The organism is Gilliamella sp. Pas-s27 (assembly GCF_009795865.1).
In the GTDB taxonomy this organism is placed as follows: Bacteria; Pseudomonadota; Gammaproteobacteria; order Enterobacterales; family Orbaceae; genus Gilliamella.
The window spans coordinates 33,672-52,276 of sequence record NZ_WTEW01000008.1; the positions used below are offsets into that span (position 1 = coordinate 33,672).

The following is an 18,605-nucleotide window of genomic DNA, read 5'->3' on the forward strand; positions in this document are numbered from 1 at the left end:
CTAATCACACTCCAAATGAAAAATGTCTTAGTTTTTTCAAAAAAAATTCTGACCATAAATAGTATTAACCATTTTTTTCCTAATCTATTGTTTTGTAAAAAAAATATTAATAGAAAATTTGACGCAGTTGCTGGGTGGGGATATAGGCCAACAACAATTAAAGCTAGAGCGTATGCAACTAAACATTTACTGCCGTTTATTGCTCTTGAAGATGGCTTTTTGCGCTCTATTGGTCTAGGTCTAGAAGGCTATCCCCCACTATCACTTATTGCTGATAATATTGGAATCTATTATGATTCTAGAACTCCTTCAGAATTAGAAATCTTGATTAAAGATAAAATAAATTTGAATCAATATATTAATAAATCAAGTTATGCATTAAAATTAATTATCGGAGAACAGTTATCAAAATATAATCATGCCCCTAATTTTTGTGGTTTCAAGGAAAAAATCAAAAATAAAAGAATTTTAGTTATCGATCAAACATTTGGAGATATGGCCGTTGAATTAGGAGGAGCAAGCCAACAAACTTTTATATCAATGCTAAATTGTGCAATTGAGGAGAACCCATCCTCCACAATTTATGTAAAAACTCATACAGATGTAATAAATGGATATAAAAAAGGGTATTTAACTAAAATTGCTAACAGAAAGTCTGTTATCTTATTTGACCAAGATGTAAATTCCTTTTCATTACTTAAACATTTTGACAAAGTCTATGTTGTTACCTCTCATATGGGGTTTGAGGCTCTTTTATTAGGTAAACAGGTGATTACTTTTGGTTTACCTTGGTATGCTGGTTGGGGGGTTACAGATGATAGGCATAAAGATATACAATGTTTGCAAGCAAGCAATAGAAGAACTCAAGCTACAATTTTAGAATTGTTTACTGCAAGTTATATATTATATTGTAAATATATTAATCCTTATACTGGTAAAAGAGGTACTATTTTTGATGTTATTAACTATCTAATAAAAATTAAATCACTTAACAATAAACTTAGAGGTACAATTAATTTAGTTGGTTTTTCATTTTGGAAAAAACATGTATTATTACCTTATTTAAGGTTACCTTCTGTAACATGTCGTTTTCACTCAGTAAGTAACTTTATAAAAATTATCAATGATGAAAGACAAGAAAAAAAAATCAGGACTGAAAAATTATTAATATGGGGACAAGGGAAAAAGAAATTACATCCAATTATTAATCAATTGAATCCACTTCGCATTGAAGATGGCTTTATCCGTTCAATTGGATTAGGATCAAATTTAGTCATGCCATATTCATTGGTTATTGATGAGGTAGGTATTTATTTTAATTCTCAAAATATGAGTGAATTAGAATTTTTGTTAGCAAGTAAAGAAGTTAATAAACAACAAATAGAAAGAGCTAGTTTACTACAAAATTTGCTTATCGTAACAAAATTAGGTAAATATAATATTGGTGAAAAAGTCAATATTAGGCCAAGAGGAAATAAGCAAAAAATTATTTTAATACCAGGTCAAGTTGAAGATGATGCCTCTATTTTATATGGTTCGCCTATTATAAAAACAAATCTAGAATTGATAAAGTCAGTTAGACGAAACAATCCTGATGATTATATTATATATAAACCTCATCCAGACGTTTTAAGTGGCAACCGAAAAGGTAAGGTTAATAGAAGTGAAATAAAAAAATATATTGATGATATAATTGAATTTGTTGATATTATTGATTGTATAGAGCAGGTTGACGAAATCCATACAATTACTTCTTTGGCAGGCTTTGAAGCATTAATTAGAAATAAACAAGTTGTTTGTTATGGGCAACCATTTTACTCAGGCTGGGGATTAACAATTGATATGTATCCAAATATTAGAAGAAATAGGGCACTAACACTTCAAGAGCTAATTTATATCGTGATGTATGATTATGCTATTTATATCCATCCTGATTCTTTACATTTTACCGATCCAGAAACTTTAATAAATTATTTAAACGATAAAAAATTAAAAAACTCAAGAACATTTAGACAGTCTTGGTTAAAAAAACAGTTTAACAAGCTAAAACAGGTTATTTTTCTTATTTGGAAAATAAAATTAATTAATTATAAATAATAAAGTGTAAACAATTTGGTGTTTTCCTATAAGTTAAAGGGACAAATAAATAGCTTTAACTGGGTTTTCTTTAGCTCGTTATAAATGGTCGGTGGCTGACCATAAGGCGTTAATTTTGTTTTTATATATATTCATTACAGTCGTTTCTCAAATTACTGTAAACAACGCGAGGAATTCCTACAAATTATTTGTGTTTAATTTTATTTGAATTTCACTTAGTTGATTGACTTTATTGATTTTACTTACAAGTTGATGCAAAATGATTCACTATATAATAAATCAGTAACATTGGAGGCAACAACCATGGCGAAGCTGTCAGGTGCAGAGATGGTTATTCAATCTTTGATTGACCAAGGCGTAAAACAGATATTTGGTTATCCCGGTGGTAGCGTTCTTGATATTTATGATGCAATTCATACTCTAGGTGGAATTGAACATATTCTAGTTCGTCATGAACAAGCTGCGGTACATATGGCCGATGGTTATGCAAGAGCAACAGGCGATGTAGGTGTTGTGTTAGTTACATCAGGGCCGGGGGCAACAAACACCATTACAGGCATTGCCACTGCCTACATGGACTCCGTACCGCTAGTGATATTGTCGGGGCAGGTTGCTAGCAACTTAATCGGTAATGATGCATTCCAAGAATGTGATATGGTTGGTATTTCCCGCCCAATTGTAAAACACAGCTTTTTAATCAAAGATAGTAAAGATATTCCTGAAACGATCAAAAAAGCGTTTTATATTGCCTCAACCGGTAGGCCAGGCCCCGTTGTTATTGATTTACCTAAAGACATTGTTAACCCTGCCAATAAATATAATTATCATTATCCAAAATCAGTCACTATGCGCTCTTACAATCCAACTATACAGGGGCATAAAGGGCAAATTAAAAAAGCGTTAACTACTTTACTAGCGGCTAAAAAGCCTGTTTTGTGTATTGGTGGCGGGGTAATTGCGGCAAATGCTAGTGATGCAATTAAAGCTTTTGCTGAAAAATTAAATTTGCCAGTTACCTCAACATTAATGGGGATTAGTGCCTTTCCTAGTACTGACAAACATTACCTTGGTATGGTTGGTATGCATGGTGTTTATGAAGCCAATGTGGCTATGCATAATGCCGATGTCATTTTGGCTATAGGTGCTAGATTTGATGATAGAACAACAAATAATGTTGAAAAGTATTGCCCTAAAGCCAAAATTATTCATGTTGATATCGACCCAACCTCAATATCAAAAACCATTATGGCAAGTATTCCCGTTGTGGGTGATGCTAAAATGGTGGTTGAAACAATGTTATCTCAAATTGATGAGCTGAATGTAGAGCGTGATTTAGACGCATTAGTCGATTGGTGGAAGCAGATCGAAAATTGGCGAGCTCGTCACTGTTTAGCTTACAGCCATGACGGCGAGAGTATAAAACCTCAAGAAGCCGTTGAAGTATTATATAAACTAACCAAAGGTGATGCATTTGTGACAACCGATGTTGGTCAACATCAAATGTTCACTGCACTTTATTACCCATTTGATAAACCACGTCATTTTATTACTTCGGGTGGGCTTGGCACTATGGGGTTTGGATTGCCTGCGGCGCTTGGGGTTAAATTAGCGTTTCCTAAAAAGACCGTTGTCTGTGTCACTGGTGATGGCAGTATCCAAATGAATATCCAAGAGCTATCAACTGCATTACAATATGGTTTACCTGTACTTGTGTTAAACCTAAATAACCGTTTTTTAGGCATGGTTAAACAGTGGCAAGATATGATTTATGCAGGCAGGCATTCTAGCTCTTATATGGAATCGCTCCCCGATTTTGCCAAGATAGCTGAAGCCTATGGTCATGTTGGCATGGTAATTACTAAACGTGAAGAACTAGAGCCAAAACTCAAACAAGCATTAGCTATTAAAAACCGTTTGGTTTTTGTAGATGTTATGACCGATGCTACTGAACATGTCTACCCAATGCAAGTTCGTGGTGGCGCAATGAACGAAATGTGGCTTAGCAAAACGGAGAGAACCTAATGCGTTATATATTATCAATTTTAACCGAAAACGAACCAGGCGCATTGTCACGAATTATTGGGTTGTTTTCACAACGTGGCTTTAATATTGAAACAATTACAACAGCGCAGACAGAAGATCCCACCATGCACCGCATGACAATACAGACTAGTGGTGATGAACATGTCCTTGAACAGATCCAAAAACAGCTACATAAGCTAGTTAATGTTTACCGTGTGCATGATTTAACCGAAGGACCACATGTTGAGCGCGAAATTATGCTAGTCAAAGTCGCCGCAAAAGGCTCAGAGGCACGTGACGAAGTTAAACGCTGTGCTGATATTTTTAGAGGATCAATTGTAGATGTTACTGCAACACATTATATCGTACAATTATCGGGAACTAGCGAAAAACTAGACTCGTTTTTAGCCTCGATCCGTGAAACTTGCAATATTGTCGAAACTGTTCGTTCTGGCATTATTGGTTTATCGCGTAGTGAAAAAACAGTTAAATAGCTATATTTATAATAGCTATATTTATAATTAACATATTTATAGATAACTTATTTAATTAAGGCGCATTATGCGCCTTAATTTTGACAAAAATACAATAATATAAAAGTTATATTGTTAACTTTATTTATTACTAGCAATAATATAAGGAAAATATAGGGATGGAGTTTTATTGGTTAATTAAACTTTTTTTGATAGGTCTTGCTTTATTCTCTTGGATTAACTATAGGTCAGAAAGGAATCAAAATAAACAAAATTTAAATGATATTATTAATGAGCGCACTTCAATAAGAAAATTAACTGAAGATGAATTTCAGCTTCTAAAACCTTATTTGGATAATAAATGGTTGGTGTTTCCTTATAAATATCAATCTTCTCTAATTGATTTAGACGTATCAGCGTTAGCAGGGAATTGTGTCCGACATAGTTTATACACTAATTCTGAAGAAACATCTTTTTATTATGAGATTGGCGGCATTGAACTCTTTTTTCCTTATAATATGTACCATCATATTTCAGACTTTAACGAGGTAGAAGTTGTTTTTACCGAAAGATACGCATTTGTTGTTAAAGTCAATGGTTATGATATAAAAACTGCTGCAGAGTCTCAAAATGGGGGCATATACTCAGAACTCGATGAACCTTGGCTACACGAACAATCTTTTGATCTTGAAACTTTAGAAGATAAGCAACTAAGTAGTGACAACGCAGCGAAAATAAAATCAGAAACTGATAACAAAATTAGCTATGTTGAATTGTTAGAGCGAGAAGAAACACCATTAGAATCAAAAAATAGAAACCCAAAAACGAATGGCATATTATCAGCGTTTTTTTTGGTATCAATGACAGTATCTTTCCTGATGTATTGGTATTTGAATAATTCTGCCATTCTTTTTTTAGTCATTTTTAGTTTTATTCTTTTTATTCTCTTTTATTGGTATCAGCCAAAGTCTAAATACGATTTACACAAAGTAAAATGTATTAAAGGCTTAATTATCTCTAAACAAACTGATACCAAAAAAGTAACTGTTGATAAAAATTATATTTTAAACGTTCCACCTTATTGGTTGCCGTTCCTTCCCGATAAATCATCTATTCCAGCTAGCATGGATGTAACAGTAGATGATAAAAACTTAATTCGTTATGAAAACACGCTTTCAATTAACCACGAAATTGAACAATTTGGACCCCAAAAATTTGTTAAGCGCAATTTAATCCTCTTTATTACAGGCGTTATTTTATCTGTTGTTGTCTATTTTCAAACAAGTATTGTTGATAATGCGTTATTGGCTTATCGGGCTTTTAATGGAAGTATAACATCTTGGAATCTAGAAGATGAATCAAGCTTAAAAAACAGCCTAATTAAAAAAGGTGATTTGGTTAACATAAAAATGAGTGGTGTATCATGTGATGTCAATGAAAAGAGTAATAAAGAAGGATGTCATACATTATTTATTAACAATCAACCTATTGAAAATAATCGTGTAGCATCAATGGCGGATCTAATGAAAAGCTTATTTGATAATAATTTTATTAATACTTATATCGATCGTGATGTTATGAGAGTTCAGCAATATCAAGACAGAATAAATGAACTATATAAACAATATGATAGGCGAGCATCAATTTATAACATCAAAAATATTTATACAAAACTAAAAAGTATAGGAAAAATTGTGACTACTTTAGACAAAGCTTGCAACGTTTTTGAATTGGATTGTCAGAACGTTAAAAAAGAATTATCTATATTTTATGATAGTTCTAATTGGCAAGGAATGGTTAAAAGTGCTGAAGAGCGTCCAAATTATGATGAGGTGGTTGATAACAAATTTGTATCTAGGCTTGATAGCTCAATTTCAACATTAAAGAAAGATATATTAGTAAAAGTAAAAGATACAGTTTCAAATTATCAGCATCAAAAACCAAGCTTAAAAATTGATTTATCTAATTATAGCTACAAAGACATAAGCACTCTAGAAAATGTAAATAATGACAACCTTACACAAGATTCATTATTAGAATTAAAGTTAAATCATTATTATGATGTTCTATTGGCCAAAGCAGGAACAATTAATATCGTTGGATTAGTTAACGATATTTATTATCAAGATGATAATACAATATCAGGATTAAATGTGGATGCAAACTATTGCTACCGTATGAATTTAAATGATCTATTTTCGTTAACATCGCCAGTTTTAATAAGCCTTGTTATTTTTATTGTTACCTGCTTAACATCATTTTTTAATGGCATAAAACTTTGTTATAAATTAATTACCAATCGTCGACGACAAACAGAAATCATTAAATTTTATAAAAATAGAATGATCTAATATATGATATAACCTATTGTTATGTAGAAATTAAATGTAATTGTATTTAATTTTTGCATTTTTAAACATAAAAAACAAAAATAATAACTGCACTAGAATAAAAAGGAAAACGCAAAAAATGGATACAATTTCTACTTTAAAAATCATTTTACTCCTAATTACGTTACTTAGTTGCTTAATTGGACTAGGTAAATGGTCTGATTTTAAATCAGAACGTAAGCAAAACAAAAGAAATCTAGAAGAGTTTATTAATAACCGCCAAACAACAAGACGATTAACAGCAGAAGAGCTTGAGCTTATAACGCCTTATCTTAACAATAAAAAGTTAGTTAAACCTTATAAATTACGATCGTCATTAGTGAACTCTGAGGTATCCATTATTGAGGGTTCTTGTATTCGTCACAGTTTTTATACCAATTCAGAAGAAACCGATTTTTATTATGAGATAGATGGTATTGAAGCGCTATTTCCTTATAATTTACAGCTATTTTCTTTAAGCCACAATGTTGCGGAAGTGGTTTTTACCTCGAATTATGCAATTGTGATTAGTTTTAATGGCTATAGTTTAGACACGTTAGCGGATTTTGGTGCTACACCTAATAAAAAAAATAGCCTATATAGTTTATCGCCTTCATCTTCCGAGTTAACTCGGCCAATAAAAGAAGAAGAACTGCAACTACTTGAACCTTATCTTAATAACCCAACCATGGTCGGACATTATGAGCATAGTTCCACGTTAGTTAGTTCTGATGTGTCAATTATTGTTGGTTCATGTATTGCTATTAATCATTCTAATAATAGTAATGCTCCTATCTATACTTATCAAATTGGTGATATTGTTGTCTTTTTCCCTTATGACATGGAACGATATGTTGAAGATATTAACATCGTGCAAGTTGTCGTTACTGAACACTATGCATTAGTAGTCAAAATCAATCAATATGACTTAAAGACAGCAAAACAAAAACAAGAACAACTGCAGCAACAACGGCAAAAGCAACAAAATAAAAAAACTTATTTTGAATCCGCTTGGAAAAGCAAAAAAGAAGAAATCTTACCGGAACAAAACCTAGCCGATGCCAATGACAGCATAATGAAATTTGATGAAGAATATATTGAAATAGAACCTATAATTAGTTATAAAATAGTTGAACAACGTCAAGAAACACCGATAGAATCTTCAAACAGAAGCAAAAAAAACAATGGCATATTTGCCGCTGTTTTTTTTGCTTTAACGGTTATAATCTATATTAAATATTGGTACACTTTTGACTCATGGTTACCGCTATTTATTGCGCTGAGCTTGATTGTATCTATTGTCTTTTACCTGCGTAAGGCACAACCTTATACCTTAGACGTTAGCCGTATAAAAACAAAAATTCGCTATAAAGACGATATAAAAAATAGAATAATTGTTGGCGATGATCTAACTTTAAAATATCCCGCTTATTGGGCTCCTTTTTTACCTTATAAATCCAATGAAGATGTTGATATTGATGTCATTGTAAACAAAGAAAAACTCCTTCGTTATGGTAATTTATTATCCATCAGCCGTGAAATTGAAGAATTTGGCCCACCGAAATTTATAATGCGCAATTTAATTCTATTTGTTACGGCATTTCTTTTGTCTATTATGATTTTCAAAATGGTGGATATCACCGATAATTTGCAATTGGCTAATTATCCTTTTGATAGCAATGTTTCCATTTGGAACATTAAAGATGCTGAATCTTTAAAAAACAGTCCAATCAAAAAAGGCGATTTTATTAATCTCAAACTCAACGGCGCATCATGTAATGCAGAAAGCAACCTGTATTTAGAACATTGCGATAAAGTGTTTATCAACCAACAAGTTATAAATAACGGTGAAGAAACCATATTTGATAATGATTTAATAAATGCATTATACAACGATGACTTAATTGAAACTGTACGAGATGATTCAGTCAAACAACTTGAAAAAAAAATAAACGCCGAACGAAATAAAAAACATCAATATTATTCACAAAGTGAACCATTAACCAAACTATTGCATATTGACCGCTTAATTTTAACCATTGATGAAAGTTGTCAATTATTTGAAGAGGATAAATGTAGTCGAATTAAACAGACTTTAATCAATACCATAAAACCTATCGACAATCCAATTGAACAGTGGTCTGAGCTAGTTGAATACAGCAAAAAAAATACAAATCACGAAGAAATTATTGTTAATAGCACGCTAGAACCACTAGAACAACAAATCAAAAATTTGAAAAAAAGCGTGACAGTTTATTACCTAAACAAATCAAACATATCCCTAACTAATTACCAACAATCACCACAAAGTGTTGGTTTAAAACTTACAAATGCACAAGAGATAAAAATTACTCAGCTAGATGGCGAAGATATAGGCTTATTACAAATATATAAAAATGCGTTATTAGGAAAGGGCGGGAGGGTCAAAACTTCAGGCTTAGTGACACAGGTTGATTATCAAAATGACAACACCGTTTCAAATCTAACAATTAACGATGACCTGTTATATCGCATCTATCAACAGCGGCTATTATCTTTCACTTCGCCTATATTTATTGGTGTCGCTATTTTTATTATTACTGTTTTAACGGCATTGTCTAATGGCATAATAGTTTGCTACAAACTTATTGCAAATAATAAACGAAAAGACAATATCATCAAAGCATATGAAAATAGAATAAAATAATTACTCCATTTAATGGATTGACAGCCAAATCAATGGCTTTATCAAAAATAATAAATCAATATAAATAAAATTGATTTAGACTATGTAACTTGATAAAGCCATTATTTTTTGCCAAAAATCGGTCAGGAAAAGTATTGATTTTATTGAAGTTTTTGTTTGGCTGTTTTCAAGCAAAATCAACTGCTTGCATAACTAACGTTGAACGCCGACAACTAACAAATTCACAAAAACAATAAAAACATGCTCCAGATAACAGTATTTAATCGCAAAAAAAGGTCAGAAAAAGTACTGATTTTATTAAATTTATTTTCTATCCGTTTTTTGAATATAAAAATATACCACCCCCTTTTTTTACGATAAATTAAAATTTAATAAAATCAAAACATTAAAAATAGCTTAAAAAAAGGTTTTCAAAGCCAAAATTGTGGTTTATTTTTATATAGCAAGATTTATCAAATCTTAAGTTCTACTTTAACGCCGTGTAGGCGGTTTAGAAAGGTTTCACACCATCACCTCCACCGACGCCCTCCCTTAACAACGTGAACGTGGTTACTGTCGCCCATTTTATCCACCAAAGCAAAAAACACCCTATAATCTCCTCAATTAAAACATTCGTTAAAATTAATTATTCAATTGTTAGGTAGGGTAGATTCTGTTATACTATTTTCCCGTCTGATTCATCATATATTGCATTGGTTTTTATCATTTAGCCATAGTGCAATATTGTTCTATTAAATAAATAATGGTCTGGTATTAATGGTCACGAATTATATTTTTGTTACAGGCGGTGTCGTTTCTTCTTTGGGTAAAGGCATTGCCGCAGCATCACTCGCTGCAATTTTAGAAGCCCGCAATTTAAAAGTCACCATGCTTAAACTTGATCCCTATATTAATGTCGATCCGGGTACGATGAGCCCAACTCAACATGGTGAGGTTTTCGTGACTGAAGATGGCGCCGAAACCGATCTTGATTTAGGTCATTATGAGCGTTTTATTCGTACTAAAATGACGCGAAAAAATAACTTTACTACGGGTCGAATCTATTCTGATGTGTTGCGTAAGGAGCGCCGTGGCGATTATTTAGGGGCAACAGTTCAAGTTATTCCTCATATCACAAACGCAATTAAGTCGCGTGTCATTGATGGGGCGAAAGGTTTTGATGTTGCGATTGTTGAAATCGGTGGCACGGTGGGCGATATTGAGTCACTGCCATTTTTAGAGGCAATTCGCCAATTAGCCGTTGATGTGGGACGTGAACATACGTTGTTTATGCATTTAACATTGGTTCCTTATTTAGGATCCGCTGGCGAAGTTAAAACCAAGCCGACACAGCATTCAGTAAAAGAATTATTATCAATTGGTATTCAACCCGATGTGTTAATTTGCCGTTCTGATCGTGTTATTCCTGCTAATGAGCGCGCCAAAATTGCTCTATTTTGTAATGTGCCTGAGCGTGCGGTTATTTCGCTTAAGGATGTTGATTCGATTTATAAGATTCCTGCATTATTAAAATCACAAAATTTAGATACGTTTGTTTGTAAGCGTTTCAATCTTGATTGTAAAGAAGCCGACCTTTCTGAGTGGGAGCAAGTTATTTATGAAGAGGCGAACCCTGTTGGCGAAGTGACGATTGGTATGGTGGGTAAATATATTGCGTTACCTGATGCCTATAAATCAGTTAATGAAGCGTTAAAACATGGCGGATTAAAAAATCGTTTAACGGTGCATATTCGTTATATTGATTCTGAAGATCTTGAGTCGCGTGGTACTGAGTTGCTTGAGGGCTTAGATGCGATTTTAATTCCTGGTGGATTTGGTTATCGTGGTGTTGAAGGTAAAATCATGGCTGCTCGCTATGCGCGTGAAAATAAAATTCCATATTTAGGTATTTGCCTTGGTTTACAAGTTGCTATGATCGAATATGCTCGCAATGTTGCAGGTATTAAAGATGCAAATTCAACCGAATTTGTGAAAGATTGCGCAAGCCCAATTATTGCTTTAATTACCGAGTGGAGTGATCAATCAGGCAATGTTGTGCAACGTAATGAAAACAGCGATTTAGGTGGCACAATGCGTTTAGGTGCTCAGATTTGCCATTTAGAACCAAATTCATTAGTATACGGTATGTATAAAAATGAATCGATCACTGAGCGTCATCGCCATCGTTACGAAGTGAATAATAATTTATTACCAGAAGTGGTTAAAGCTGGGTTAAAGGTGACAGGGCTTTCAACGGATAGAAAGCTAGTTGAAATCATCGAAGTCCCAGAGCATCCATGGTTTGTTGCATGTCAATTCCATCCAGAGTTTACGTCAACACCGCGTGATGGGCATCCACTATTTAGTAGTTTTATTAAGGCTGCCAAAACTTATCAAGAGCAGCAACAAAAATAGTTTTAAATTAACATTTGTAATATATCTGTCATATAGAGGAAAATAACATGGCAAAAATCGTTAAAGTACATGGTCGTGAAGTCATCGACTCTCGTGGTAATCCAACTGTTGAAGCGGAAGTTCATTTAGAAGGTGGATTCGTTGGTCTTGCTATTGTTCCATCAGGTGCATCAACAGGTTCGCGTGAGGCGTTAGAACTTCGTGATGGTGACAAATCTCGCTTTTTAGGTAAAGGCGTATTAAAAGCGGTTGAAAACGTTAATGGACCAATTGCTAAAGCTGTAGTGGGTAAAGATGCGTTAGACCAAGCAGCTATCGACCAAGTTATGCTTGACTTAGATGGAACTGATTTTAAATCTAACTTAGGTGCTAACTCAATTCTTGCTGTATCTTTAGCAACTGCTAAAGCAGCCGCTGCTGCTAAAGGAGTTCCACTTTATCAACACATTGCTGATCTTAACGGTACTCCGGGTCAATATTCAATGCCATTACCTATGATGAACATCATCAATGGTGGTGAACATGCTGATAATAACATCGATTTACAAGAATTTATGATTCAACCCGTTGGTGCTAAAACAGTACGTGAAGCAATCCGTATGGGGTCAGAAGTATTCCACAACTTAGCAAAAGTTTTACATGCTAAAGGCATGAATACAGCTGTTGGTGATGAAGGTGGTTTTGCGCCTAACTTAGGTTCAAATGCTGAAGCATTAGCTTGTATTAAAGAAGCAGTAGAAAAAGCAGGTTATGTTTTAGGTAAAGATATCACTTTAGCAATGGACTGTGCTGCGTCTGAATTCTATAACAAAGAAACTGGTAAATATGTATTGAAAGGTGAAGGTAATAAAGAATTCACTGCTCAAGAATTTACTCACTATTTAGAAGGTTTAACTAACGAATATCCAATCGTATCAATCGAAGATGGTTTAGATGAAAGCGATTGGGAAGGTTGGGCATATCAAACTAAAGCATTAGGTCACAAAATCCAATTAGTGGGTGACGATCTATTTGTAACTAATACTAAAATCTTTAAACAAGGTATTGAAAAAGGCATCGCTAACTCTATCTTAGTTAAAGTAAACCAAATCGGTACATTAACTGAGTCTATCGCTGCGGTTAAAATGGCGAAAGATGCGGGTTATACAGCGGTTATTTCTCACCGTAGTGGTGAAACCGAAGATTCTACAATTGCTGATTTAGCTGTTGGTTTAGCTGCTGGTCAAATCAAAACTGGTTCAATGAGCCGTTCTGACCGTGTTGCTAAATATAACCAATTAATCCGTATTGAAGAAGCATTAGGTTCAAAAGCACCATTCAACGGTTTAAAAGAAGTTAAAGGTCAATAATTTGTTTTTATAAACAATGTTATTGCTTAAAAACGGTGACTAGTTCACCGTTTTTTATTTTCATTTAATTTAATCTTACATAATCGCAGGAACAGTTGCGCCAACTGAGGTTGTGTTGTACTCTTATTGTTTGATTTTTTTATGGCTGATTATAAATTTCAATGCGTATTGATTTAATCACCTTGTAATTGACAGAATAACTAACTCGATTTTAATTTCTACTTATGAATAATATTACGAATATGTCTCGGCCAAAAAGTAAATGGCAACTCTTTAACTGGCTTTATACCGGTAAATTACCGCTAAACGAATTATGGCTTAATCCGACTTATCGTTATAAGTTTTTTTTCAGAACCTTATTTTTAAGCCCAATTACCCTAAAATGGCTTGATAAATTAAGACAGTACCCACTACTTGGCGATTATTTTTCGTGTCAAACAAATTTGCCATGTAAATTACAGCGTCCTTATTTAGCTTCTTGCCTAAGCCAAAAAGCGCGTTATGCTGCTTTGGCGTATCACTATGATTTTTTAGCCAAACAACCTGAAAGTGTAACTAAAGCATTTTATAATCCACAATTGTCTTTTGTATTGGCGGATGTAGCGGTTAAAAATGAACAAAATATCCAAATCGCAGTGCAAGCACGCAATAAGTTTGCAAGAGAGGGCGAAGTCAGCCTTTATTTTTATGATAATGATGGCATTGATTTAGCCACTTTGACGTTTTCAATCGTTGAATATCAAGGCAAGCCAACACTGTTTATTGCTGGTTTACAAGGCACAGGGCATGATGATGCGCGTACACGTGTGCAAAAAGCGACTAAAGCGTGCTATGGGTTGTTTCCTAAACGCATTGCGGTCGAAGCCGCACTAACAATTGCTCGTTATTACCAATTAACGCAAATTGTTGCTGTAGGCAATAAAACCCACATCTATAACAACTGGCGTTATAACAGTCGTCAGGAGCGTATTTTGTCTGATTATGATGATTTTTGGTTAACACTTGATAGCAAACAAGATGCTAATGGTTTATTTATATTACCCAGTCAAATTAATCGAAAATCTATTGAAGAAATCGCCAGTAAAAAACGTTCAGAATACCGAAACCGTTACGCTTTATTGGATCAACTTCAAGTTAATATTGAGCAAAAATTGGCATCATTAACGTAATGATTAGCAATAACATTTTAAAACATAAACTCGATCCAATAGTTTAAAAATAATAGTCAGGAATAGTAAGGAATAAAATATGTATTTTGGTATTCTTATTGCGTTAGTACCATTGTTTATTGGGTACTTAATTAAGATTAAAAATGATAATTGGATGACCAAAATTAACCAAACGTTAAGCTGGTTGGTTTACTTTATTTTATTTATTATGGGATCTGAACTTGCTCATTTAGATAATTTAACCACTAATTTGCGAACTATTTTATGCTACTCCAGTGTTTTGTTTGTTTGTACATTTGGTGGCAATTTTGTCGTTTTACTTATTTTTGATTACTGTTCTCCGGCTAAAACAGTTAAAGTAAATCAAACCTATGAATCACGTTTTAAAATGATTTTTGAGTCATTGCGCGTTTGTATTGCATTAATTCTTGGGTTTGTTTGTGGATTATTTCCTTTGTTTATCTGGCAATACGCCGAAATTACCACCCAAGTTGTGTTGGTTTTTTTATTGTTTTTAGTCGGAATACAATTACGCGGTAATAATATTTCAATCAAACATATTCTACTTAACAAAATAGGCATAACAACAACACTATTAGTTATGATAAGTGCCTTTTTAGGTGGAGTTATTGCCTCATTTATTCTAAATTTACCTGCGCGTGTTGGTCTTGCAATGTCATCGGGGTTCGGTTGGTATTCATTATCGGGTATTTTAATGACCGAAGCCCATGGACCCATTATTGGTAGTGCGACGTTTTTAAATGATATTTTGCGTGAGTTATGTGCAATTATCTTAATTCCAACACTAATTAAACGCTACCAATTAACCACATTAGGACTGTGCGGTGCAACATCAATGGATTTTACATTACCCATGCTACAAAAAGGTGGCGGAATAGCCATTGTACCTGCCGCTATTGCTCAAGGTTTTTTATTGACGTTGATTATGCCGGTATTGATTACGCTATTTAATTATGGTGGGTTTTAGTAACCATTCAGATAACCGCTAACTAAATCGCATTATATACATTATTATGATTATTTTTAGTATATTGTGCGTTTTGTGATTTAAAAAACTTTAATAAAATCAATACCTTTCCTGACCGATTTTTTGGCCGTTTTTGTGCTGATTGATGGTTTATATACGCTCATTTTTAGGCACAAAAAATGGTGTGGTGTCGATCCCTTCATGTTGTAGCAGTTTGATTTTTTTATCTATTCCACCAGCATAACCTGTTAAATTACCGTTAGTGCCAATAACACGGTGGCAAGGGATGATAATGGATATCGGGTTATGCCCAACCGCTCCACCCACTGCTTGGCTAGACATACTTATTTTATTTGTTTTTAATGCTATTTGTTTGGCAATATCCCCATAAGTAATGACTTTGCCATAGGGGATTTTACATAAAATTTCCCATACTAAAAGCCTAAAAGGTGTACCGATAGGGGCCAGTTCTAATTGGTATAGATTCGGTTTTTTTCCTGAAAAATAATCATCAAGCCATTTTTTTGTTGAGTTAAAAATTGGTAAATTTGGGTTTTGTTCCGTTTGTTTATTGATTGTATGACCAAAATATTTTTCGCCTTCAATCCAAGCGCCAACAAGCTTATTTTGTTGGCTAGCTAGAGTAATTAATCCCATTGGGGATGAATAGTTGCATAAATAAAACATATTTACCTTATATTTGTATGATTACGATGCAAAATTATGCTTGTTTATGATGATAATTGCCATCAATTTATTGATTAATATTTCGTATAAATGCGGGAAAGTGAGGAATATGGCTCGTTGTTGAGCCATATATTGTTAGATTATTTAGATTGATTTTTGCCTTTTTCGACATAACTCATATCACCTAAACTTTCGACAATGAATTTTCCATCATCTGTATAACGAATTTTGGTGACACTTGCATTACCAAGCCATTCTGTCACTGGTTTATCTAACCACTCTTCAACCATCGCCATGATAGCAATGCCATGTGATACCACTAAAACATTACCACCACCTTGTGCTTTTGCTGATTCAGCAATCGCTTTTAACGAGGCTTGCATACGTGTTTTTACTTTATTGTAATCTTCAGCTTCGCCTGATTTTTCTACAGCCGCAATGGCATCCATCATTTTTTTAAGGTTAACTTTTCCTTTTGCAACATCAGCCATTAGTTCTTTGTCAGAAGTATAACCTAAATGTTGCGCAGCAGGCGTCCACATGTTTGGATCAAGATCGCCTTCATATTCACCAAAACAAGTTTCGCGCAAGCCATCCATTTCGTTGATATTAATGGTTGTATCGCCTTTTGCTTCTAAAACAACACGAGCGGTTTGCCGTGCTCGCCCTAAGTCGCTTGAATAAGCGGCAATAAATTTGACATCTTTTAGACCACGACCAAGTTGCTCGGCAACTTCAACTCCTGGTTTAGTGAGTGGTGTATCCGACCAACCTTGGGCTCGATGTACATTATTAAACATCGTTTTACCATGCCGAGTGACGTAAAGGTAAACATCATCAGCAAAGGCTTGCGATACGGTTGAGATAGTGATAATTAATGAGCTGATTAATATAATAAATTTTTTCATATTGTGTCCTTATTTATAACAAGTTAAATCGGTAATCAATAACCGTTTCTGCTGAAAGCGAAGGTGAACGTTGAGATTTTCCGTGATTATCAAGTCTTGGAGTAAGATCCGAAGCGCTGACTGTTTTGTAAGACCAGCCATAACCTACTTTAGATAAAATCGATAGGTTTTTAAATACGCCACTGGTTGGTTTCCATATGTTGAAAACATTTATTTCACCATTTTTTAATGTTTCGTGTTTGTAATTAAACTTACCATAGCTCATATATAGTCCAGTACTATTGTCTTTGATAAAGTCGTAAGTCAATACGCTAGTAAAAACAAGTTCACCATCGCGTAAATAATCTGCACCAGCAGCTGCAAGACCGTTAAAACGAGCACGAGTATTTTTACCTAAATGTCGATTATAATATCCGATAGCGTTATGTTTGTTGGCATCAGTGTAGGCAAGACCAAATTTCATACTCCAGTCTTGTTCTTTCCATTCTATATCGGTTGCATAGTGCCATGCGTGATCTTCAAACTCTTTTTTGTTTTGTTTCATGGCATCATAGTTATCAAGAGCATAACTTCCATAGAATTGCCCTCCTAAAATTAGTTTTTGTGTTGGTTTATAAGATAACTCAATTACGTGGCGTTTTAGGTAATCTTTGGCAACACCATAGGCGTAATCTAAAGTGAGATTTTTATCCTTATAAGCGATTTCTGCTGTGGATATGTTATCGATAACTTTTTTACGATCGGCTGTTAAAAAATGTACTTTTTTAGCTGATTCGCGGGGTAGGGTGCTATCGATATAAGCTAATGAGAAATAAATATCATCATATTTTAGCGTACCACTATAACCAAGATAACTATTGCGAGTAAGGTGTCTTGATGAGCTTATTACCCCAAAATCTTTCAAACTATGCCAACCCGCTTTACCTTTGAAATTAATCGCTTCGTTACCAACTTTAATTTTGGCATAACGTTGAGTAAATTTATTAAAACCGTGAGCGTTGTGCTTATCATAACCTTTGCCATCATTATAAAGTAGGTTTCGAGTTGCGAAGTAATCACTGGCGCCTAGTTTTATTATGTTGTCATAGGTGACATCAAAACCAATGGTATCAAATAAGTAACCTGATTTGTAATCAAAGCTAAATGCTTGCCCCCAAGCACTGTGTACTTCTTTAGGTTGGGATGCATTTTCTTTTAAATATTTCCAATGATTACGAGTAGAAAAATCAAGTTTAGAATCTTTAAAAAAAGTATTATGTAAAAATGAGTTATGAGTAATTTCATTTGCTAGTGTTGAATAGCTTGATAAGCCCAGCAATACTAGTGTAAGACATTTTATTTTCATTGTTATGTTTCCTAACTTATTTTTATTCATTAAAAATGAATTTTTTATTTAGTTAATTCCATTATGTATAAATAATATTTTTACTTTTCTAATGAGGCTTTACCCTTATTCACATACT

General features: G+C 33.7%; 12 protein-coding genes. 9 read left to right on the forward strand and 3 right to left on the reverse strand.

Annotated elements, in window-relative coordinates:
* The first annotated feature begins 15 nt into the window (after positions 1-15).
* The 9 genes from GQ589_RS04585 (at position 16) to GQ589_RS04625 (ending at position 15,547) form a co-directional block, all read left to right on the forward strand.
* Positions 16-2,097 (forward strand): capsular polysaccharide biosynthesis protein, encoded by a 2,082-nt coding sequence (locus GQ589_RS04585; protein WP_160424845.1) that lies wholly within the window; start codon positions 16-18, stop codon positions 2,095-2,097.
* A 303-nt stretch (positions 2,098-2,400) separates the two neighbouring features.
* Positions 2,401-4,119, forward strand: coding sequence for an acetolactate synthase 3 large subunit (ilvI, locus tag GQ589_RS04590; protein WP_160424846.1), 1,719 nt, complete (start codon positions 2,401-2,403; stop codon positions 4,117-4,119).
* Entirely contained in the window at positions 4,119-4,613 is a 495-nt protein-coding gene (gene ilvN, locus GQ589_RS04595; protein WP_160401444.1) for an acetolactate synthase small subunit, read from the forward strand. The genes ilvI and ilvN overlap by 1 nt, the downstream gene beginning before the upstream one ends.
* 158 nt (positions 4,614-4,771) lie before the next feature.
* Positions 4,772-6,943 (forward strand): IgaA/UmoB family intracellular growth attenuator, encoded by a 2,172-nt coding sequence (locus GQ589_RS04600; RefSeq protein ID WP_160424848.1) that lies wholly within the window; start codon positions 4,772-4,774, stop codon positions 6,941-6,943.
* 118 nt (positions 6,944-7,061) lie between these two features.
* On the forward strand, positions 7,062-9,647 hold the full coding sequence (locus GQ589_RS04605) for an IgaA/UmoB family intracellular growth attenuator (RefSeq protein WP_160424850.1): 2,586 nt from the start codon (positions 7,062-7,064) through the stop codon (positions 9,645-9,647).
* A gap of 756 nt (positions 9,648-10,403) precedes the next feature.
* Complete coding sequence (pyrG, locus tag GQ589_RS04610) at positions 10,404-12,041, forward strand: glutamine hydrolyzing CTP synthase (protein WP_160399944.1); 1,638 nt, start codon at positions 10,404-10,406, stop codon at positions 12,039-12,041.
* Positions 12,042-12,088: 47 nt separating this feature from the next.
* Positions 12,089-13,390 carry a phosphopyruvate hydratase gene (gene eno, locus GQ589_RS04615; protein WP_160399943.1) on the forward strand — a complete coding sequence of 434 codons (1,302 nt, stop codon included), beginning with the start codon at positions 12,089-12,091 and terminating at the stop codon, positions 13,388-13,390.
* A 224-nt stretch (positions 13,391-13,614) separates the two neighbouring features.
* Entirely contained in the window at positions 13,615-14,559 is a 945-nt protein-coding gene (locus GQ589_RS04620; protein WP_237399187.1) for a VirK/YbjX family protein, read from the forward strand.
* A gap of 79 nt (positions 14,560-14,638) precedes the next feature.
* Positions 14,639-15,547, forward strand: coding sequence for a lysine exporter LysO family protein (locus tag GQ589_RS04625; RefSeq protein ID WP_160399941.1), 909 nt, complete (start codon positions 14,639-14,641; stop codon positions 15,545-15,547).
* Positions 15,548-15,697: 150 nt separating this feature from the next.
* Here the strand turns inward: GQ589_RS04625 and GQ589_RS04630 are convergent, their stop codons facing one another.
* From GQ589_RS04630 to GQ589_RS04640, 3 genes are all read right to left on the reverse strand, one after another.
* Positions 15,698-16,234, reverse strand: coding sequence for a methylated-DNA--[protein]-cysteine S-methyltransferase (locus tag GQ589_RS04630; protein WP_160424855.1), 537 nt, complete (start codon positions 16,232-16,234; stop codon positions 15,698-15,700).
* A gap of 140 nt (positions 16,235-16,374) precedes the next feature.
* Complete coding sequence (locus GQ589_RS04635) at positions 16,375-17,142, reverse strand: histidine phosphatase family protein (RefSeq protein WP_160424856.1); 768 nt, start codon at positions 17,140-17,142, stop codon at positions 16,375-16,377.
* A 13-nt stretch (positions 17,143-17,155) separates the two neighbouring features.
* Positions 17,156-18,487 carry an OprD family outer membrane porin gene (locus GQ589_RS04640; RefSeq protein ID WP_160411508.1) on the reverse strand — a complete coding sequence of 444 codons (1,332 nt, stop codon included), beginning with the start codon at positions 18,485-18,487 and terminating at the stop codon, positions 17,156-17,158.
* Positions 18,488-18,605 lie beyond the last annotated feature (118 nt).